The 22,602-nt window shown below is 64.0% G+C and carries 10 protein-coding genes; 5 read left to right on the forward strand and 5 right to left on the reverse strand.

The annotated features are described in order from the left end of the window. From HU766_RS24460 to HU766_RS24470, 3 genes are all read right to left on the reverse strand, one after another. The coding region (locus HU766_RS24460) for a lipocalin-like domain-containing protein (protein ID WP_186661308.1) at positions 1-1,011 on the reverse strand (1,011 nt) is incomplete at its 3' end. Beyond that, on the reverse strand, positions 1,001-3,463 hold the full coding sequence (locus HU766_RS24465; RefSeq protein ID WP_186661310.1) for an ABC transporter permease: 2,463 nt from the start codon (positions 3,461-3,463) through the stop codon (positions 1,001-1,003). The genes HU766_RS24465 and HU766_RS24460, both read right to left, overlap by 11 nt. Beyond that, positions 3,460-4,128 carry an ABC transporter ATP-binding protein gene (locus tag HU766_RS24470; RefSeq protein ID WP_186661312.1) on the reverse strand — a complete coding sequence of 223 codons (669 nt, stop codon included), beginning with the start codon at positions 4,126-4,128 and terminating at the stop codon, positions 3,460-3,462. The genes HU766_RS24465 and HU766_RS24470 overlap by 4 nt, the downstream gene beginning before the upstream one ends. Before the next feature lie 245 nt (positions 4,129-4,373). On the opposite strand from HU766_RS24470, the gene HU766_RS24475 reads away from it, so the two are divergent. Together HU766_RS24475 and HU766_RS24480 are read left to right on the forward strand one after the other, a co-directional pair. Continuing rightward, positions 4,374-5,441, forward strand: a complete 1,068-nt coding sequence (locus tag HU766_RS24475) for an aromatic ring-hydroxylating dioxygenase subunit alpha (protein WP_186661314.1) — start codon at positions 4,374-4,376, stop codon at positions 5,439-5,441. Positions 5,442-5,453: 12 nt separating this feature from the next. Then, a complete protein-coding gene (locus tag HU766_RS24480; protein WP_186661316.1) occupies positions 5,454-6,404 on the forward strand; it encodes a PDR/VanB family oxidoreductase in 951 nt (316 codons plus the stop codon). Positions 6,405-6,410: 6 nt separating this feature from the next. Here HU766_RS24480 and HU766_RS24485 read toward each other — a convergent pair whose 3' ends face one another. Next, a complete protein-coding gene (locus HU766_RS24485) occupies positions 6,411-7,124 on the reverse strand; it encodes a GntR family transcriptional regulator (protein ID WP_186661318.1) in 714 nt (237 codons plus the stop codon). Positions 7,125-7,312: 188 nt separating this feature from the next. Here HU766_RS24485 and HU766_RS24490 point away from each other — a divergent pair, with 188 nt between their 5' ends. Beyond that, complete coding sequence (locus HU766_RS24490; RefSeq protein WP_186661321.1) at positions 7,313-7,609, forward strand: chorismate mutase; 297 nt, start codon at positions 7,313-7,315, stop codon at positions 7,607-7,609. 148 nt (positions 7,610-7,757) lie between these two features. Here HU766_RS24490 and HU766_RS24495 read toward each other — a convergent pair whose 3' ends face one another. Then, positions 7,758-19,040 (reverse strand): peroxidase family protein, encoded by an 11,283-nt coding sequence (locus tag HU766_RS24495; protein WP_186661323.1) that lies wholly within the window; start codon positions 19,038-19,040, stop codon positions 7,758-7,760. A 477-nt stretch (positions 19,041-19,517) separates the two neighbouring features. Between HU766_RS24495 and HU766_RS24500 the strand changes: the two genes are divergently transcribed. After that, positions 19,518-21,254 carry a type I secretion system permease/ATPase gene (locus tag HU766_RS24500; protein ID WP_186661326.1) on the forward strand — a complete coding sequence of 579 codons (1,737 nt, stop codon included), beginning with the start codon at positions 19,518-19,520 and terminating at the stop codon, positions 21,252-21,254. Between the two features lie 6 nt (positions 21,255-21,260). Next, positions 21,261-22,601, forward strand: coding sequence for an HlyD family type I secretion periplasmic adaptor subunit (locus HU766_RS24505; protein WP_186661328.1), 1,341 nt, complete (start codon positions 21,261-21,263; stop codon positions 22,599-22,601). Position 22,602 lies beyond the last annotated feature (1 nt).

Consider the following 22,602-nt stretch of genomic DNA (forward strand, 5'->3'; position numbering starts at 1 on the left):
CTGCAAGCGCACCGGCCCTTCCCAATATGCAAACCGTGTCCGCATCCAGGCACGCGGTTCCACGGCATCAGCCCGCACATCAACCCCATACTCCACCACCCGCACCCGCCAACGCGTCGGTACCGCCCTACCGTCTTCCTGCCGATTCCAGGCCAACGCCTCCAACTGAATCTGATCCCCCCGCAGCGCCACCACCTCCCCCTGCGGGCTGACCCACGTCCCCGCCCGGTACGGCAACCCCCCGGTGTCGCGCACCTGGAACAGCATCAGCTTCGCACCACTGTCCAGGTGCAGTGAAAACCAGTCCCACCCCGTCTGCCCGGCAGCCAGCGGCTGGCTGCTCCATTCCCGGTCAAGCCAGGCCTGGCCGGTCACCGCAATGCACTGCCCATCACGCTCTACCTCACCGCTGACCCGATAAAACGGCTGACTGTAGTAATACGAAGCTTGCCCCTTGCCCGACTTTTCGCTGTAGCCCTGGCTGCCGTGCAACACCAGCGGCCTGTCACTGCGCAGGCTCAGGTCGTAGCGAAAGCCTTCACCAACTGCCTTCATCTGCAACCCCGCGATACCCTCACGCCCCTGCAATGACCAGTCATTGATCCAGGCCCGGAACGGCTCTGCCACCACGCCTGCCTGGCCGACACCGCCGCGCGCCAAGGTCTCGCCAGAACGATGCCCGCCTGGCCCGGTCAGGGCCGCGTGCCCCATCCACAGGTTTGGGCTGTTCCAGTCGCGGGTCTCGGCCCCTGGGCGCAGCGCCGAACGGAACAGCGTCCACTGCGCCCCCCAGTCACGGCCCTGGCTATCCTTGAGGTTCGCGGTGACGTACCACCACTCGATGCGAAAACCATCGTGGGCCCCGTGATCACGCGGGAACACCAAGGGGTGATCACGCGTCACCTGGCTGAACCCGCTAACCTGCTGCCCCAGCCCGGCAAAGCTCTCGGGCGCAGGCTCATCACACCCGCACAGCAGCAGGCACAACAGCACAGACGCGCTACGTTTCATCGGCAAACTGCCTCAACAAATCGCTTGGCTGGCGCCGCGCCAGTTGCCACAACGGCCAGGCGCTGGCCAGCAGGCTGGTCAGGATGCCCAGCACGGCCAGTTGCATCAATTGCGCAGGGAAGACATACAACGGCAATCGCCAGCCGAACGCCTGCACGTTCACCACCGCCACCAGGCACCACGCCAGCAAAACCCCTACCGGGATCGCCAGCAGCACGGTGAGGCAGCTCAGCATCAGCGTCTGGCCCAAGCTCAGCCAGACCAATTGCCTGCGGCCCACCCCCAGTGCCCAAAGCGGCGCCAGCTGGCCCAAGCGGCTCTGGCCCAGGGTCAGCAGGTTGATGAACATGGCCACGCCAGCAACACCCAGCGTGAGGCTGTTGAGGGCAGCGGTGGCGGCGAAGGTGCGGTTGAACACGTCAGTCGACCAACCCTTCAAGCGCGACTGCTCGACCACGCGGCTGTCGTCCAGGGCAAAACGCTGCTGCAGCGCGGCCTTGAGGGCCGGCACGTTCGCGGGGGCGCTATCCAGGCTCAGGCCGGTCAGCGTTGCCTGCGGCCAATGCTTGCGCAGCCAGTCGGCATTGACCAGCACATGCCCCTTGGGGTTGCCGTAATCGGCATACACCCCCACCACCGTCATGGGCGGCGCGCCATCGGTTGCCAGTGCCAGGGTATCGCCCACGCCCAGGCCGAGGCGGCGGGCCAACTGCTCGCTGAGCATTACTCCCTTGCCCTGCGCCAATTGCTGCCAGGCCTGCGCGTGCTGCTCCAGCAAGGGCCAGCGGCTGCGGTAGGCCGGGTGGTCGACAACCCCCTGCACCTGCACCGGCCAACCCTGCAGGCGGGTTTCCACACGCCAGCCTGGCAGTACCACCTTGGCCGCAGGTTGCTGCTGGAGCCATTGGTACACCTGCTCACCTTGCGCAGTATCCCGGGGCGTCACGTAGAGATCGGCGGCCAAGCGCAGGTCAAGCCAGCCAACAAAGGTCTTGCGAAAGCCCTCGGTCATGCTGCCCACGCCAACACTGGCGGCCAGCGCAAGCAGCAAGGCCATCAACGCCAGGCTCAACGCAGGCAACTGTTGGCGGCTATCGGCGATGAACCACTGCGACAGGGGCCGACGGCGCCCGCGCGCGGCCCAGGCCAATACACCGTCGAGCAAGGCTGGCAACACCAGTGCCGAAGCCAGCAGCAGTGCCGCCACCGTGACAAATGCACTGACCAGGCCCTGGCCCAGTTGCCAACCGCCCAGCATCACCAGCAGCAAAAATACCGCCAGCCAGCGCTGGCGCCTCAACCAACGGCCTTGTGCCAGCCGCCAGGCCTGGGGTTGCGCAATCGCCAGCAAAGGCAGGCGGGCGGCCTGCAGCACACTGCCGACCCCGGCCAGCAGCGCCCCCAGCACACTCACCAGCACCCCCGCCAACCACCACCACGCCGGCAGGTGCAACGCTGCGCCAACTTGAGCGCCATACAGGCCACGCAAGCTGGCTGCGAAGTCCGGCAGCAGCAGCGCCGCCAGCCCATAGCCGCTGGCCACCCCGGCCAGACCGCCCAACACGGCGAACAGCCCCAGCTCCAAGGCCAACCCAAACAACAGGCTGTGCAAGCTGACGCCACAGGCACGCAGGCTTCTGATCAGCTTGCGGCGTTGCTCCAGTGCCAGGCCAATGGCGGCATGCGCGATAAACAGCCCGACCACGAACGCCAACAGGCCGAGGGCCGTCAGGTTCAGGTGAAAGCTTTCGGTCAGCCGCTGCAAGCCACCGTCGTCACTGGGGGGGTGCATTTCAAGCTGCGCGGCAATATCTGCAGGCAGTGGCTCGACAGGCCCCGTCAGCAACAGCCGCGACAGCCGCCCAGGCGCCTGCAGCAAGGCTTGGGCATGGCCGATGTCGACCACGATCACGCCTGGCGCCAGCTCCGGCTTGAGCACAAAAGGCGGCAGCACCTGCCCCTCACTGTTCACGGCCTGGTCGGTAACGACCTTGCCCAACTGGCGCAACGTATCCTGCCCTACCCAGGCTTGCCCGGGCGTACCAATAAAGGCCTGCAGATCGAAGTCTGCCGCCCGCACACCGGCAACGGCGGTGGTCGATGGCAGGCTCAGCGGCTCGATGCCCAGCAGCCGAACACTCACCGGCTGCTCCCCGGCAAACCGCAACCGCCCTTCCAGCACCGGGGCAACCGGCCAGCCCAGCTGGCGCAATTGCAGGTACAGCGCCTGATCGAACCGCTCCCCCTCACGCGGCACCAACTGCGCTTGCAGCGGCCCCGCCAACACCGCACTGGCGCGCGCATAGTCGCTGCGCGCCTGAGTGTTGAGCGCCTGGACACCGGTCCATAGCGCAGTGGCCAGCCACAAGCCGGTAAAAATGCTGAAGCACTGCACCCGATGACGCTGCCAATGGCTCAACAGCGCCCGCAAGGTGAGCATCAGCGGGTTCATGGGCCGTGCTCGTCGCGCACACGGCCAGCTTGCAAGTAGCAGCAATGCGCCAACCGCGCTGCCAGGCGCTGGCTGTGGGTCACCATCAAGACACTGCTGCCGGCCTCGGCCACCAGTTGCAGGAACAGGCCCAGCACCTCGTCGCTGCTGGCTTCGTCCAGGCTGCCGGTGGGCTCGTCGGCCAACACCCATGCGGGGCGAGCCGCCAGGGCGCGGCCGATGGCAACCCGCTGCTGCTGGCCGCCGGACAACTGCTCGGGGTAACGCGTCAACAGCTCGGCCAGGCCCAGACGCGCAGCCAGGTACGCCAGCCAAGGCCGATCATGCCGGCCGGCAAGCCGTGCTTGAAAAGCAAGGTTCGCCCCCACATCCAGGCTGCTGATCAGGTTGTACTGCTGAAACACCAGGCCGATACCTTCGCGTCGCCAGCGCGCCAGGGACGATTCCGAGCGACTATCGAGCGGTTCACCGTCAATCAGGATGTGCCCACTGTCGGCACGGTCCAGCCCGGCAATCAGGTGCAACAACGTACTCTTGCCACTGCCGGACTCGCCCATCAGCGCCAGGCTGCTGCCGCGCGCCAGGCACAGGTCGATGCCCTGCAGCACCGGCAGCGGACCTTGGGGCGTGATGAACGACTTGTGCAGTTGCTCGACCACCAGCATCGGGAGTGTTCCTCGTGGCGCCACCTCGCAAGCGGTGGCTGAGTGCCCCCTTAGGAATAGCACAGCCAGGCACTACAACCGCCAGGCAACGATTTAATGGATCCATAAAAAACAAGCCAAGCCCATCAGGGTTCGATAATCGCCCATAAATCGGCGAATTACAGGCTTATTAATTTGACCAAACCATCAGGCGCCCTATTTAATGGATCCATTAAATAAAAACAATCGCTACTCCGGAGAGCCCCATGTACCCGAGAAACACTTGGTATGTCGCCTGCACCCCTGACGAAATCGCCGACAAGCCGTTGGGCCGGCAAATCTGCGGGGAAAAGATCGTGTTCTACAGAGGCCACGAGCACCGGGTGGCGGCGGTGGAAGACTTTTGCCCGCACCGCGGCGCGCCCCTGTCGTTGGGCTATGTCGAAAACGGCAACCTGGTGTGTGGCTATCACGGCCTGGTAATGGGCTGCGACGGCAAGACTGTCGAGATGCCAGGCCAACGGGTCAGGGGCTTCCCCTGCAACAAGACTTTCGCCGTGGTCGAGCGCTATGGCTTCATCTGGGTCTGGCCGGGCGACCAGGCACAGGCGGACCCAAGCCTGATCCCCCATCTGGAATGGGCGGTAAACGATGACTGGGCCTATGGCGGCGGGCTGTTCCACATCGGCTGCGACTACCGTCTGATGATCGACAACCTCATGGACCTGACCCATGAAACCTACGTGCACGCCTCCAGCATCGGCCAGAAGGAAATCGATGAAGCACCGCCCGTGACCACCGTCACCGGTGATGAAGTGGTGACTGCACGGCACATGGAAAACATCATGGCACCGCCGTTCTGGCGCATGGCCCTGCGCGGCAACGGCCTGGCCGACGATGTACCGGTGGACCGCTGGCAGATCTGCCGCTTTACCCCGCCCAGCCATGTGCTGATCGAAGTCGGCGTGGCCCACGCGGGCAAAGGTGGCTATCACGCCGACGCGCAGCACAAGGCATCCAGCATCGTGGTCGACTTCATCACCCCCGAAACCGACACCTCGATCTGGTACTTCTGGGGCATGGCCCGCAACTTCGCTGCGCAGGACCAAGCGCTGACCGCAAACATCCGCGAGGGCCAGGGCAAGATCTTCAGTGAAGACCTGGAAATGCTCGAACGCCAGCAGCAGAACCTGCTCGCCTACCCCCAGCGCAACCTGCTCAAGCTCAACATCGATGCCGGTGGCGTGCAGTCGCGCAAAATCCTCGAGCGCCTGATCGCCAACGAGCGCAGGCCCCAAGCCGAACTGATCGCGACCAGCGCAAGCCCAGCCTGACGAGGAACGGACATGATCGATGCCGTAGTGGTTTCCCGAAACGACGAAGCACAAGACATCTGCAGCTTCGAACTGGCCGCCGTCGATGGCAGCCTGCTGCCGCCCTTCAGCGCCGGGGCACACATTGATGTGCACCTGCCCGAAGGGCAAGTTCGCCAGTACTCGCTGTGCAACCACCCCGAAGAACGCCACCGCTACCTGATCGGCGTGCTCAAAGACCCCGCCTCACGCGGCGGTTCGCGCAGCTTGCACGAGCAGATCCACAACGGCGCCCGCCTGCGTATCAGCGCACCGCGCAACCTGTTCCCACTGGCCCAGGGCGCCCGCCGCAGCCTGTTGTTCGCAGGCGGTATCGGCATCACCCCGATCCTGTGCATGGCTGAGCAGCTGGCCGCCAGCGGCGCGGATTTCGAACTGCATTACTGCGCCCGCTCCAGCGATCGCGCAGCCTTCGTCGAGCGTATGCGCGGCGCCGCCTTTGCCGATCGCCTGTTCGTGCATTTCGACGAACAACCCGAGACCGCGCTGGACATCGCCCAGGTGTTGGCCAACCCGCAAGCCGATGTGCACCTGTATGTGTGCGGCCCGGGCGGGTTCATGCAGCACGTGCTGGAAAGCGCCAAGGCGCAGGGCTGGCAGGAGGCGTGCCTGCACCGCGAGTACTTTGCCGCCGCGCCGGTCGATACCCAGGGCGATGGCAGCTTCTCGGTCCAGCTGAACAGCACCGGCCAGGTGTTCGAGGTGCCCGCCGACCAGAGCGTGGTGCACGTGCTTGAACAGCACGGCATCGCGATTGCCATGTCGTGCGAGCAAGGCATCTGTGGCACCTGCCTGACACGCGTCCTGTCCGGCACGCCCGAGCATCGCGACCTGTTCCTCACGGAGCAGGAGCAGGCCCTGAACGATCAGTTCACGCCCTGCTGCTCGCGGTCGAAAACCCCGCTGCTGGTGCTTGACCTCTGAGGGGCCTCACGTCGAGGGCAGGATGACCTTCATGCGCGCGTCTGCCGTTGCCGCGCCGAAGGTCTCGGCATAACGCAAAGTGGCATTGGCGTGCTCGCGCATGATGGCTTCGGCGCGGGCACCCTGCCTGCTGACCAGGGCATCGAACACCGAATGGTGCTGCATGTGCGCGTAGTTGAAGCGCCGGTATTCACGCGCCAGGTCATGGCGGTCCACTGCCAGGGCGGTGACCGAGGCGAACGGCAGGTGGTCATTGCGCGCCAGGGCATCGGCGATCGCCGGGTTGTGGCTGGCTTCGACAATCACCTGGTGGAAGCGCATGTTGAGGTCATGATAGGCCTGCAGGTCCTCTTCGGTGACGAAGCCTTTGCCGAACAGCTGGTCGCCTTCGACCAGGCAGCGCTGCAGCGCCTCTTGTGCTTCGGGCGACAGGCCACGCTCTGCCGCCTGGCGGGCGGCCAGGCCTTCGAGCACACCGCGAACCTCGACTGCGCCGGCGATGTCGTCTGCGCTGACCGAACGCACCTGAAACCCACGCCCGCCAAAGCGCACCAGCAAGCCTTCCTGCTCAAGGGTGCGGAATGCCATGCGCACCGGCATGCGCGAAACACCGAAGCGTTCGGCGGTGGGGATTTCCATCAGACGCTCGCCGGCGGCCAGCTCGCCGGAGGCGATCATCTTGCGTAGCGTAACCAGCACCAATTGACCGGGCTTGCTCATCCAGGCAGTTTCCAGAGACGTGGGCGGCCATCTTAGCGTACTGGGAAAGCTTGTGGATCGCCTGGCGTGTGGCTGAGGGCGCAGAGGTGCTCGCCTTGATGCAGTTGGGGAGTTGAAATCGAGCGCTGCCCGCGCGACGCAGAGTGCCTGTGGTACTGTGCTGCGACACCCTCAAGGAGCCCCCCCACATGGACGTACGCTGCACCTCGATCGAGGACGTTCGCTCGCGCATCGATCACATCGACCAGAACCTGGTCGCACTGCTTGCACAACGTGGCCAATTGGTCGCCCAGGCGGCGACTTTCAAGAAGACCCGCGACGATGTGCGCGCACCGGCGCGGGTCGAGCAGGTAATCGCCAAAGTGCGTGCCATTGCCGGCGATACCGGGGCATCGCCCGAGGTGGTGGAACGGGTGTACCGGGCGATGATTGCGGCGTTCATCGATGAAGAGCTGAGACTGCATGCCGCGTTAGATCGGGAGTGAGTTGGGGCCGCTTTGCGGCCCATCGCGACGCAAGGCCGCTCCTACAGGAATATACGATTTCTTGTAGGAGCGGCCTTGCGTCGCGATGGGCTGCGAAGCAGCCCCAATGTCAAGCCTGGAGGGCATCCCTTGCCCTCACCTTTGCGACTCACCCCGCCAGCACGAAGTCCGCTGCCGTCACAGTCGTGGCATCGGCAACCCCTACCAGGCGAATCGAGTCGGTAGCGCCAATGCTGACCAGCGTATCGGCACCGACATCGGCGATGGTGACGTTGCCCGCGAAGGTCGCCGCAGTGATGTTGAACGCGGAGATATCCAGCAAGTCCTGACCTCCCACCAGGTTGGCATCGAAGTTGATGATCAGGTCGGCTCCAGACCCCGCACCGAACTGGAAGGTATCGTTGCCATCGCTGGCGATCATCGTGTCATCACCCGCGCCGCCGTTGACCGTATCATCGCCAATCGCGCCGTTGATGAAGTCACTGCCGCTACCACCTGACAAGATGTCGTTGCCATCATCACCGAACAGCGTGTCGTTACCCGCCCCACCACTCAGGATGTCATTGCCCAGGCCACCATCGAGGCTGTCGTTGCCAGTGCCCCCGTTGATGGTGTTGGCCAGCGTGTTACCGCTACCGACGAAGTTGCCCACTCCGATATAGGTCAGGTTTTCGACGTTGGCACCCAGGGTGTAACTGTCTAGCGTGGTACGCACGCTATCGGTACCGGCCCCCGCGGCCTCGATTACCAGATCCCCGGTGTTATCCACCACGTAGGTATCGTTGCCAAGGCCACCCACCAGGCGATCAGCACCTGCACCGCCATTGAGCAAGTCGCTGCCAGCGCCTGCGCTGATGATGTTGTCGAGCGCGTTACCGCTAGCAGTGAAGTTGCCCACCCCGGTATAGATCAGGTTCTCGACATTGCTGCTCATGCTGTAGCTGGCTAGCGTGGTACGCACGGTATCCGTACCGGCCCCCGTGGCTTCGATCACCACATCCCCGGCATTATCCACCACGTAGTTATCGTTGCCGAGACCACCCACCAGGCGGTCGGCACCCGCACCGCCATTGAGCAGGTCGTTGCCAATACCGCCGACCATGATGTTGTCCAGCGCGTTACCGCCACCGACGAAGTTGCCTACCCCGGTATAGATCAGGTTCTCAAGATTGCTGGTCATGCCGTAGCTGGCCAGGGTGGTACGTACGGTATCCGTACCTACCCCTATAGCTTCGATCACCACATCTGCGGCGTTATCCACCACGTAGATGTCGTTGCCGAGACCACCCACCAGGCGGTCGGCACCTTCACCACCATTGAGCAGGTCGTTGCCAATACCGCCGACCATGATGTTGTCCAGCGCGTTACCGCCACCGACGAAGTTGCCTACCCCGGTATAAATCAGGTTCTCAAGATTGCTGGTCATGCCGTAGCTGGCCAGGGTGGTACGTACGGTATCCGTACCTGCCCCTGTAGCTTCGATCACCACATCTGCGGCGTTATCCACCACGTAGATGTCGTTGCCGAGACCACCCACCAGGCGGTCGGCACCGGTACCGCCATTGAGCAGGTCGTTACCGACACCGCCGACCATGATGTTGTCCACCGCGTTACCGCCACCGATGAAGTTGCCCACCCCGGTATAGGTCAGGTTCTCGACGTTGGCACCCAGGCTGTAGCTGGCTAACGTGGTACGCACAGTATCCGTACCGCCCGCCGCCGCCTCGATCACCACATCCCCAGCGTTATCCACCACATAGGTATCGTTGCCATCACCGCCGGTCATGGTATCCGCGCCAAGCCCGCCGTCGAGGCTGTCGTTGCCAAGCCCACCGTTGAGGATGTCGTTGCCAAGCCCGCCAAACAGCAGGTCGGCGCCGTCCAGGCCGGAGATCACGTCATCGCCCGTACTGCCGATCAGGATGTCGTTACCGTTGGTGCCGACCAGCGTCAACCCTGGCACTGCATCAGTCGCCGCCGAGGTGAGTGTCTCCAGGGTGCCGAAGCCGTCGGTATAGCGCACGATCACCCGCAGTTGCTGGTTCCCATGGTTGAGGCCCGGGGTAAAGGTGGCCGCAGTGGCGCCGATGATGTCGCTGAAGACGCCGCCAGTACCTTGCTGCCACTGGAAGCTGAACGCCCCCAGCCCGTCCAGGTCGGCAATGCTGCCGGTTAGGGCCGTCAGCGTCTGCCCTTGGACTGGCGTAGTGTCACTGATCAGGACCGCACCGGTCGGTGCATCATTGGCGTTGGCCACCGGGTCGAGGATGTCGGAGGCAATGCTTTCTTGCACGCCGAAGTCATCCACGTAGCTGACCACCACCCGCATGTTCTGCCCCACCTGCGCCTGGGTCAGGACGAAGGTGCTGCCGATGGCGCCCGCGATGTTGACCCAACCGACACCGCGGTTCGACTGCCACTGGAAGCTGAACTGCGGATTGCTCAGGCCGTCGGCGTCGACGATGGTCGCCGGGTCGGCCGTCAGTGTCTGGTTCTGCACCAGCAGCCCGGTCACGGCCGGCCCGGCGCTCGGCGCGCTGTTCGGCGCGGAGTCGACGATCTCCAGGGTGCCCTTGGCATCCTGATACACCGCCCGCACCCGAATGCTCAACCCCGCCACATCATCCGTCACCCGATAGGTACTGCCGATCGCCCGCGATGCTTCGCCTGCGGCGACGAAGGTGATGTCCTCATAGACACCCGAGCCCGGCAGTTGCTCGACCTGCCAGTAGTAGGCCACAGGCCCGTTGACCGCACCCGTCGGGTTGGCCGCACTGACGTTGTCGGCATCGTGCACCGCCAGGTCAGAGACACGCAGCAACTGGCCGGCAACCGGTGTGTCCTCACGCCCGCCCGTGGCATCGTCAAGGATCGCCAGGTGGCCCGATGGGTCGGCGTTGACGGCCGTGCCGACGCCAGAGGCAATGGCACGGTCAGAGAACTGCAGCCGCTCGATGCCGGTCAGCCGATCGACACCATCACGCCCCGCCACCAGGTCGGTGACGATGACCGCATTGCCATCGACCACGACGCTGTAGTCGGTCGCAACCCCCGAGAACAAGGCGGTGTCATAGTTGTCGGTACCGCTGACAATCTCCCGGGTGATCACCAGCTGGCCCGGGTTGTAAGTACCGTTGAGCATCAGCGGTACCATCGGCTCCATGCTGTCGAACGTGGCAATTTCCGGGCCGGTGCCATCACTGTTGGCGCGCACGCTGATGCGCACGTTGAGCCACTTGTCACCGTCGAGGATGTCATCGCCGCCGCGGCCTTCGAGCAGGTCGCTGCCGCTGCCGCCAAGGATGATGTTGCCGCCGTCGTAGAACGTCGCACCGGCAGCCAACAGGTCGGCCAGGCCATTGATCAGGCTGATATTGGTCAGCACGCTGCCGTTGGCACCTGAGGTGGGCAGCGAGGCGGCATCCTCATTGTCACCACGCAGGAAGTCACCGTGCGCCGAACCCGACAGGCCTTCCATGATGTCGAAGCGTACCTGCGCCGAAGCGCCCGAGCCCGGCACCGGCGGCACATCGAAGAAGCGGTCGGTGAAATCGATGCTCACGCCTTGGGCGAGGCCCTTGAAGGTCGCCCAGTCGTAGCCCGAGCCGCCGATATAGCGGTCACCGAAGCCGAGGCTGCCGACCATGATGTCGTCGCCCCCTTCGCCGTTGAACTTGTCGTTCTCGTTGCCGCCGACGAACACATCATTGCCGATCACCGGGTCGTTGCCGAGCGGGTCGAAGTTGTCGCCAGGCGCACCGTCCGAGGTGCCCTTCTCGATCCAGTCGTCGCCTTCGTTGCCCATGTCCTGTTCGTTGGCCTTGCTGCCCAGGATGAAGTCGTTGCCCTGGCCGCCAATGGCTTCGGAGGCGTCTTCACCAGTGACGATGAAGTCGTTGCCAAAACCACCGATGATCAGGTTGACGCCATTACCGCCGTGCAGCACGTCGTTGCCGTCGCCGCCCTGGATATTGTCGTCGCCGCCCACGTCGCTGATGATGTCGTCGCCGGCACCGCCGCGCAGCTGGTCGTTGCCGTTGCCGCCTTCGATGCGATCATTGCCGGCATCGCCCCAGACCGTGTCGTCGCCACCGCCAGAGACGAGTATGTCATCGCCGTTGCTGCCGCCCAGCACGATGTGCTCTTCACCGGCGTAGCGGATGTAGTTGGTGTCGGGCCCGGCAGTCAGCGGGTTGTCGCGGAACACCACCTGCTGGCCGTTATCGCCCAGCGGGTCGGCATTGCCCAGGCCATCGTTGTACTGCTTGCTGCGGTCCACTTCGAGGTAGAACGCCGGGTCCGAGAACACCAGGCCTGGCAAGTGGGTGGCCGACGTGTTGGCCATGATCAGCTTGGCGAACGAGTTGCTTTCCAGCTCGGCATTCATCGACAGGCCAGAGGTGCGCTCCAGGTAGTAGAAGCGGTCGCCGTCCTGGAGTTTTTCCATCTGGTTCTCGAACACGAAGTTGAAGGTCGAGCCGAGCATGCCACCGAAGGGTGCTTTCGCTTCGGCCAGGCCACCGATCCACAGGTCGATGGCATCGACCCCGGTCACTGTCACTGCCCTCAGGTCATCGGCGGTGCCCAGCACACCATCCTTGCCGGGCTGTGTCACGTTGGCCCAGGCTCCGGTGCCATTGAGGAAGTCCAGGCGGTCCGCCGGCGAACCGTCGCCACCGAACACCAGCGCCATGGCCGCCGCGCGCTTGTCCACCAGAGTGGTAGCACCGGTGATGGTGCTGTGTGTGCCGTAGGCGGCAATGAAGTTGATCAACGACTCCGCATGCTTGAGGTGTTGCACCAAATCGACCCAACTGGTGTACGGCTTGAGTTGGATATCGCCGGTTTGCTCGTAGATATCGCGGCGCACGGCGTTGAGCGAAGGAATACCCACATCGCGGCCACGGGCGATGTTGATCGCCGGCAGGTCGAGCGGCAGGCCCAGCAGGTTATTGCGCAGCGCCTCGGTGACGAACTCGTCGATTTCGTTACCCGCCTGGCGCGTCACCCCGCGCACGATGGCGCTGGTCGCGTCCTCTGGTGTGACCCCACTGGCGGCGTACGCCAGCGGGTTGAGGAACGCGGCGATCAGGCCGAGTTGCTGCTCGGGGTTGGCGCTGGCCGGGTCCTTGACCACGTTGAAGTCGATGTCGAAGCGGTCGACGGTCTCGGTCAGCATCGAGTGGCCGAAGCGGTACACGGTGTGCGCGAACTCGGCGACGATCGAGGCGTCGAGGTCGACGTCATACACCTGGGTCGGGGCGAAGAACAGGTCGACGCGCGGCTGGATGGTGCGTGCGAACTCCTCGAACACCAGGTGCTGATACTGCATCTCGGTGCCGAACTTGGCCGCCTGGAACAACCGCTCGCCATTCCACACCAGCGCATCGATCTCGGCCTGGCTGGCAGGCAGTGCGGTGACCGGGTTGAGCAGCCACTCGTTGAGGAAGGCCACGTCGCCGGCATCGAGCACGGTGTCCATGGTTTGCGCCACCAGCCGGTTGTGCTCGGCGTGGAAGATCGCGTGCACGGCGGTCAGGCCGATGTTTTCGTTGACCCGGCCATCGCCCGCGATGTAATGCGCATCCAGCAGCTCGTTGTCGTACGCCAGGTTGGCGCCTGTCTGCGGGTTGACCGGCACGGCGTTGCCCACCAGGGCATCGCCATCGGGCGCCAGCACGCCGGCATTGAACACCGGTACGGCATTGTGGGCGATGTCGGCGAGGAACTCGTGGCCCGTGCGCACGGCATTGGTCAAGTCGATCGGCGCCAGCGGGTTGCCTTCGACCAGCACGTCATCCGCCGTGCCGCCCAGCCCATCGGCGCCCTTCATCACCACCATCGGGTAGCCATTGGGCCCTTTGACGAAGTTGCCATAGGCATCAGTGGCCAACAGCGGAACATTCCCGACGTCGGCATCGGTGAGGTGAATGCCGAGCAGGTCGTTAGCCTGCGCCTTGACCACCTTCCAGGTCGCCATGCCGCCAATTTCGCTGTCGTCCGCACTGCCGAACTTGCCATCGGTACCGAGGTCACGGTTGGTGATCAGCCGGCCAGTGGCGACGGGGCCCTGGTCGGTCATCTGGTAGCCGCGCAGGAATACCTGATGCGAGGGATGCGAGCTGTAGGTCTGGTTCTGGTCAACGAACGGCGTGGTGGTGTTGGTGTGCTCGCGGATATCGTCGGCGGTGCCGAGAAGACCATCTGGCCCTGGCTGGTTGGTGGCGCGGGTCAGCACCATGAAATTGGTGTTGCCACCAGGCACGTAGAGCGGGTCATCCGGTTGCAATGGAATAAACACCGTGCCTGATCCCCCCTTGGTTAGCAGGTCCAGACCGTGGTCGAAGAACTGCCCGAAGAACGTCATCCAGGCATTGAACGGTGCAGACAGCCCAGCATCCGCCGTGGTGTTTTCGAACAGGTAGACATCGCGATCGTCAGTGGTACCGAACTGGCCATCCATGCCAGGGCTGGCGACCACCCGTACGCCATCCTTGAGCACGTCGTCGTTACCCGGCGTGCCGAAGTTGAGCACACCGTCCGCGCCTGGGTCGTAGGCCGTGGCATAAGCTGCCGGGTTGTTCGAGGTCTGGTCGACGATCAGGTTGCTGATGGTACGCGGCTGCGAGTCGAATACCGCTCCGCTGGTCTGCTGATAGGAAGACCCGGGAATGGCCGGCGAGCCGGGGCCGAAGAAGCCGGCCGGCGCACCTTCGGCCGGGTTGAACACCGGGTCTGTCAGCCGTGGGAAGACGTTGTCGGCAGCACCGAACTGGGTGTTGTTGATACCGTTGAGGTTCATCAGGTTGTTGTTCGAGCCGTCGACCGTCCGCAGACCCATGGCCGCCCGGATGTTAGGTATCAGCGAAAGGATATCCTGCCCGGCAGCATCGGCCTCGGCAATCTTGATCTGGGCCAGGATGAAGTTCAGGTCGGAGCGGACCATGTGCAGGCCCTCTCCCCCTTCGCTGGCATCGACCACCGGCGTTGGTGCAGTTGGTACCACGGGCGCGCCCGCTTCGACCACGGCAGTGGGCTGCGAGAACAGCACTTCGGTGGTGCCGTGGGCATCCTGGTAGATCGCCTTGACCCGCAGCGACAACCCGGCCAGGTCCGGCGAGACCTTGAACGCGGTGCCATCGGCGCTCTGGAACGCCAGGTCGCCGGCCGGCAACAGGATGATGTCTTCGAACACACCGCTGCCCGGCTCGGCCTCGAACTGCCAGTAGTAGGACACCGACGTATTGTCGAGCAGCCCTTGTGGGTTGGTCGGCGAAATGTTGTCGCCATCCAGCACCCCGGCCATACTCACGGTCAGCATGTCGCCGACGGTAATCGCGCCAGCGTTGCTGTCAGTGATGCTCGGGCTGCCGGTCGGCTGGGCGTTCACGCCCGCCACCAGCACGCGCTGGCCGTCGGAGAATTGCAGGCGCTCAATATGCAGCAGAGTGTCGGTGCCGTCATTGCCGACGGTATCGGTTACCGTCCACACATCGTCCGCCACATCGGCCGTGCCGCGGGTGTTCTGGGTGACCACGTAGTCGGCCTGAAGCCCGGAAAACACCGCGGTATCGAAGGCTGCACCACCGGTCGAACTGCCTGGCAGGATTTCCCGCACGGCCTTGAGCTGGCCGGGGTTGTAGGTGCGGTCGAGCATGAACGGGATCATGTCGACCATGCTGTCGAAGCTGGCGACTTCCGGCCCGGTATGGTTGACGTCGTCGGCGGCGTACACCGCAATCCGCACGTTGATCCACTTGTCACCGTCGATCAGGTCATCGCCTCCACGGCCCTCGATCAGGTCGCTGCCGTTGCCGCCCAGGATGATGTTGCCGGTGGCAAAGCCGGTGGTGGGTAAACCTGCATCGGCAAGGAACTGCTCCAGCCCGTGGATCAACGCCACGTTGGTCAGCGCACTGCCTGTGGTGCCGCCGTGATTGAGGATGGTGACCGCATCGACGTCGTCACCCCTGAGTACATCGCCGAACCTGGAACCGGACAACCCTTCGACTTCGGCAAAGCGGTCGAGAATCGAGGCCGGTGAAGCACCGACCGGGCTGAACACGCCATTGTTCTGGTTTGGCGCATTACCATGCGGCTGCGCCAATGCGGCCAGGCTCAGATCGACAGTCACACCGACCTTGTCATTCTTGTGGGTCACCCAGTCGAAGCCAGACATGCCTTCCATCTTGTCCTGGGCATCGCTGCCGACAAAGATGTCATCGCCACCTTCACCGATCATTTCGTCGAAGCCAGGGCCACCGACGAAGATGTCGTTGCCGATCACTTCGTCACCCAGCAGGGGCGCCAAGTTGTCGCCGGGCGCACCGTCCTGGGTACCCATCTCGATCCAATCATCACCCTCGTTGCCGGTCGGTGGCAGGTTGGTCTTGGCGCCTAGGATGAAGTCGTCGCCCTGGCCGCCGAAGGTGGTGCTGATGTCTTCAGTGGTGATGATGAAGTCCTGGCCATCGCCACCCAGTATCAGGTTGCCGGCTGCCCCCATGCTGCCGGCGACGATCACGTCGTTACCGGCGTTGCCTTCCAGGCGATTGTCGCCAAACGCATCGGTGATGATGTCATCGCCCGCGCCGCCCAGCACCGCATCGTTGCCCGCGCCGCCTTCGAGGCGGTCATTGCCGCCGTCGCCGTAGAGCGTGTCATCACCTTCGCTGGAAATGATGATGTCATTGCCTGCAGTCCCCCCCAGCACCACATGATCCAGGCCGGTGTAGTGCAGGTAGTTGCTGTCGGCGCCCACGGTATCGGGGTTGTCGCGGATCACCAGGGGCACGATTTCCTCGCCGTAGATCATGATGCCGCCAGTCGGGTCGGCCTTGCCGTCGGCACCCAGCCCGGTGAACTGGTTGGCCTGGTTCACTTCGAGGGTGAAGGTGGGCGTCAGGAACACGGTGTTGGACAGGTGGGTGACATCGGAGTTGAGCATGATCAGCTTGGCGAAGGAGTTGTTTTCAAGCTCCGTGCCGAAGTTGGTGCCCGCCATGCGCGACAGGTAGTAGAACCGGTCGCCGTTCTGCAGCGCCTCCATCTGGGTTTCGAAGATGAAGTTGAAGCTCGACCCGAGCATGCCGCCGAACGGCATCTTCTGCTCAGCCAGGCCACCGACCCAGAAGTCGATGGTGTCAACGCCGGTAACAGTCACCCCGGTCACGTCGTCTGCAGTGCCCAGCACCCCGTCCTTGCCGGCCAGGGTCACGTTGGCCCAGGCACCGGTGCCGTTGAGGAAGTCGAGGCGGTCGGCCGGCGCACCCTCGCCCCCGAACACCAGGGCCATGGCGGCGGCGCGTTTGTCTTCCATTGTGGTCGCCCCGGTGATCGAGGCATGGGTACCGTAGGCGGCGATGAAGTTGACCAGCGATGCGGGGTGCTTGAGGTGGTCGGCAAAGTCGACCCAGCTGATGTAGGCCTTGAGCTGGCTGTCGCCGGTCGCGGCCCAGAACTCACGGCGGGCCTCGTTCAGGGTGGGGATGCCGGTATCGCGCCCGCGTGCCAGGTTCAGCGCCGGCAGGTCGAGCGGCAGGCCCAGCAGGTTGTTGCGCAGCGCTTCGGTGACGAACTCGTCGATCTCGTTGCCGACTTGGCGCGTCACGCCACGAATTATCGCCCCTGCCGCTTCATCCGCAGTCGCCCCGCTGCCGGCGAACGCCAATGGGTTGAGGAAGGCGGCGATCAGGCCAAGCTGCTGATCGGGGTTGTTGGGGTCGGTGAGGATCGGGTTGAACTCAGGGTCCAGGCGGTCGACGGTTTCGGTCAGCATCGAGTGGCCGAACCGGTACACCACGTGGGCGAACTCGGCGAAGATGGCCGGGTTGATCGAGGTGTCATAGCCGTTGGGCGCCAGAAATTCGTCGATCTGCGGCTGAATGGTGCGTGCGAACTCCTCGAACACCAGGTGTTGGTACTGCATCTCGGTACCGACCTTGGCAGCCTGGAACAGGCGTTCGCCATCCCACACCAAGGCCGCGATAGCGCCGGGTGTGGTCGGTATCGCGGCAACGTCATCCACCAGCCACTCGTTGAGGAAGGCCAGGTCGCCTGCGGCAAGGATGGTGTCCTTGGACTGCTGGACCAGGCGGTTGTGCTCGGCGTGGAACACGTGGTGCACGGCGGTCAGGCCGATGTTCTCGTTCACCCGGCCGTCGCCGGCGATGTAGTGGGCGTCGAGCAGTTCGTTGTCATAGGTCAGGTTGTTGCCACCTGCGCCCACCGGCTGCGCATTGCCCACGTCGCTGTCGGCGTCGGCCTGCAGCACGCCGCCGACCACCACCGGCGCAGCGTTGTGGGCGATGTCGTCGAGGAAGGCATGCCCGGTGCTCACGGCGTTGGCCAGGCTGATGGGCGCGGCGCGATTGCCTTCGACCAGCTGGGTCACGTCATCGGCAGTCCCGGCAATACCGTCGGCGCCGTTGCTGATGCGCATCACCACCTGCGGCATGCCGTTGGGCCCCCGCAGGAAGTTGCCATAGGCATCGGTCGCCAGCAGCGGCACGTTATGCACGTCGGCGTCGGTCAGGTTGATACCGAGCACGTCGCGGGCCTGGGCCTTGACCACGGCCCAGGTGGCCATGCCGCCACTCTCGCCATTGCCATCATCGGCCGTGCCGAATGTGCCGTCGGCACCCAGGTCACGGTTGGTGATCAGGCGCCCGGTGGCAATCGGGTCGCCGGCGGCGTTGAGCATGTACTCGCGCAGGAACACCTGGTGCGAGGGGTGCGAGCTGTAGGTCTGGCTCTGGTCGACGAAGGGCGAGGTGGTATTGGGCTGGCTGTCGTCGGCCGTGCCGACCACGCCATCGGCGCCGGCCGTGCGTACGGCACGTGACAGCACCATGAAGTTGGTCGGGCTGTTGGGCACGAACAACGGGTCATCGGGCTGCAGCGGGATGAACACGATGTCGGTGGCGCTTTTGGTCACCAGGTCCAGGCCATGATCGAAGAACTGGCCAAAGAAGGTCATCCAGGCGTTGAAGCCCGCGGTCAGGCCCGCATCTGCCGACTGGTTGGGGATGAAGAACACAGGCTTGTCGTCGGCGGTGCCGAACACGCCATCCAGGCCGGGGCTGATCACCGGCGCGGCGCCACCGTTGGCCTCGACCGCTGCGGGGTTGTTCGCGGTCTGGTCGACGATCAGGTTGCTGATGGTGCGGGGCTGGCTGTCGACCACCGTGCCGGTGCCGGCGTAGGCCGCACGGTAGGCGGGGTCGAGCAGGCGCAGGAAGGCATTGTCGGCGGCACCGAACTCGCTTTGCCCGGTCACCAGGTTGTTGAAGCTGCCGTCCACGGTGCGCAAGCCGAACGGCACCTGGCTGTTGGGCAGCAGATCGATGAGGTTGGCGCCCTTGGCGTGGGCTTCGGCGATGAAGATCTGCTTGAGGATGAACTCCAGGTCCGACTTGCTGAAATTGGCCATTTCAATTGCCCTCGATGTATCGAAGAAACAAGCGGGGCAACAGGGTCCTTCCCGCGCCCAGTCGTTTGACGTGCGCAGCGCGTGGTTCGGTTTTCCGGGGATGTACAGGCGATGACTTCTGGTCAAACGCGATCCCTGTAGGTACGGCCTTGCCGGTAACCATTCAGGGCCCGAATAACCAAGACTAAAGTCGTAGAGTCAAACCTTGTCAATAAGCCGCCGTAAAAATGACTCTCGATGATAATGCGTTGCAACTCGCTGTTTTTACGTGACTTATGAAAAGTTCAATGCATTTATAGAGCAAAATGATATTACAAGACATTTCTCTGCAACCTACGCTGCTGCTTGTGGGAGCAACGCAGCGTTTTCGGACAACACGCCTATAGAGCGACCCGCCTGCGAGCCGATCAGAAGCCACAGCTAGAGCTGTCCGGGACGCCGCAACGGCCTCCGGTTTTGTGAAGAGGGAGGCCCCAGATGCACAAGCAGCCGCGCACCCGTTCCGAATTGGCCGAGGCGCTTTTTCGCCTGCGCCGCAGCTTCTACGCCCTGGCAGGCTTCAGCGGCGTAATAAACGTCATGATGTTGACGCCAGCGGTGTACATGCTCCAGGTCTATGACCGCGCCCTGGTCAGCCGCAATATCACCACGTTAACGATGCTGACCCTGCTGGTGGTGGGGCTGTTCCTGCTGATGTCCGCCCTGGAAATGATCCGCACCCGGGTGTTGATCCGGGTCGGCAATTGCCTGGACATGGACCTCAACCAACGCATCTTCAGCGCCGCCTTCGAGCGCAACCTGAACCGCGCCGGGGGCAATCCGGCCCAGGCCCTGCAAGACCTCGCGCAGGTCCGCCAGTTTCTGACCGGCAATGGCCTGTTCGCCTTCTTCGATGCACCGTGGACACCGATCTACCTGCTGGTCTGCTACCTGATCCACCCGCTGCTCGGGCTGATCACAATGATCGGCTCGATGATCCTCGCGGGCCTGGCGTACCTCACCGAAAAGGCCACGCACAAACCGCTGGCCGAGGCTAACCACGCGGCACTGTCCTCCGCCAACTACGCCAACAACAACCTGCGCAACGCCGAAGTCATCGAGGCCATGGGCATGCTGCCGTCGATCAGCAAGCGCTGGTACCAGAGCCACCTGCGCATCCTGCAGATGCAGACCCTGGCCTCCGACCGTGCAGCCCTGATCAGCAGTACCGGGCGCTTTGTGCGCATTACCCTGCAATCGCTGATTCTCGGCACCGGCGCGCTGTTGGCAATCGAAGGCAAGATCACCCCGGGCATGATGATCGCCTGTTCGATCCTCACCGGCCGCGCGCTGGGGCCGGTTGAACAGGTGATCGCCTCCTGGAAGCAATTGCTCGGCTGCCGCACGGCCTGGAACCGGCTCAACGAGTTGCTACAGGACTACCCACGCCGGCCACCGAGCATGTCGCTGCAACGGCCGGTGGGCATGCTCGCCGTAGAGAATGTGTTCGCCGGCGCCCCCGGCACCAACACCACCATTCTGCGTGGGGTCAGTTTCAGCCTGGCGCCGGGCGAAAGCCTGGGCGTCATCGGCCCCTCCGCTTCGGGCAAGTCCACCCTCGCCCGCCTGCTGGTTGGCGTCTGGCCGACCCAGGCCGGCAAGGTGCGCCTGGACGGCGCCGACATTTTCAACTGGAACAAAAGCGAACTCGGCCCCTGGCTCGGCTACCTGCCGCAGGACGTGGAGCTGTTCGAAGGCACCATCGCCGACAACATCGCGCGGTTTGCCGAGGTGGACAGCGAGGCGGCCATCCGCGCTGCCAAGAGCACCGGTGTGCACGAAATGATCCTGCGTTTCCCGCAGGGTTACGACACCCGCCTGAGTACCGATGGCAGCCCACTGTCCGGTGGCCAGAAGCAGCGTATTGCTTTGGCCCGTGCGTTGTACGGCGAACCCAACCTGGTGGTGCTGGATGAACCCAACGCCAACCTCGACGACGTCGGTGAAAAGGCCCTGGTCGATGCCCTGGCTGAACTCAAGGCGCGTGGCGCCACGGTGATACTGGTTTCCCATCGGCCCAACGTGCTGTGCGCCGTCGACAAAGTGCTGATGCTGCGTGACGGCGGCGTGCAGATGCTGGGCACGCGCGACGAAGTCTTCGCAGCGCTGCGTAAAGCCAGCGTGATACCGGCGGGCACAGCGGCGCCACTGGCGTCGGTAAAAGTACGGGAGTGACCGATCATGCACATGAGCCAACCTACCGAGTTGATCCCCGCCGAGGCGAAAAACCTGATCGACCTGGATGCCGGCAAACCGGCGCGCTGGGGCGTATGGCTGGTCGTTGCCGGCTTCGGCGGCTTCCTGCTGTGGTCGTGCCTGGCGCCGCTGGATGCCGGCGTGGTCGCCACCGGCACGGTCAAGGTCACCAGCAACCGCAAGGCGGTGCAGCACTTGAGTGGCGGCACCGTGGAGGCGATCCTGGTGCGCGAAGGCGACGTGGTGAAAAAGGGCCAGGAACTGGTGCGCCTCGATGCCCTGCGCGCCGTGGCCGAACAAGGCGCGGTCAGCGCCCAGTACATTGTCAGCAAGACCGTGGAAAACCGCCTGGAAGCCGAGCGCGACAGCCGCGACACGGTCAACTTCGACCCGGCCTTGCTCACGCGTTTCGGCACTGACCCGCGCCTGCTGGCCGCCATGGACTTGCAGCAACGCTTGCTCGATACCCGCCGCGCCGGCCTGGCTGGCGAGATCAGCATCCTCGAAGAGAACCTGGCGGCATCGGCCGTGCAGCTCAAGGGCCTGCAGCAGGTGTATGGCGCCCGCGCCTCGCAGATCAACTTCCTCGGCCAGGAACTGCAAGGCACCCGCGTGCTGGCGGCCGAAGGGTATGTGCCACGCAACCGCCTGCTGGAACTTGAACGCAGCAACGCCGACCTGTCCGCCGGCCAGGCCGAGAACCTCAACAATATCGCCCGGGTGCGCAGCCAGACCACCGAGATCAAGCTGCGCATTCTGCAGCGCCAGCACGATTACCTGAAAGAGGTCGAATCGCAACTGACCGACACCGCCAAGGAAAACACTACCCTGGCCGACCGCCTGCGGGCGCTGGACTACGAAGTGACCCACACGGTGATCCGCTCGCCCATCGACGGCATGGTCCAGGCGCTGGGCATCGCCACGGTCGGCGGGGTGATCCAGCCCGGCGCCAAGCTGATGGAAGTGGTCCCGCTGGACGAGCCGTTGCAGGTCGACGCGATGATCCCGGTACAGGCCATCGACAAGATGGTCCCAGGCCTTGCCGTGGACATCGCCTTCCCGGCCTTCAACCACGCCCAGACACCGAACATTCCTGGCCGGGTGAAGACCATCTCTGCCGACCGCCTGCTTGATGAAGAGAGCAAGCAACCCTTCTACCTGGCCCAGGTGGACGTCTCGCCCGCCGGCATGAGCCTGTTGGGCAGCAACCACATACGGCCCGGCATGCCCGCCACCGTCACCATCAAGACCGGTGAGCGCAACCTGCTCAGTTACCTGCTCAAGCCAATGCTCGAACGCGTGGACAGTGCTTTCAAGGAGCAATGAA

Origin of the sequence: Pseudomonas sp. SWRI77, assembly GCF_014269105.1 — a bacterium.
GTDB lineage: Bacteria > Pseudomonadota > Gammaproteobacteria > Pseudomonadales > Pseudomonadaceae > Aquipseudomonas > Aquipseudomonas capeferrum.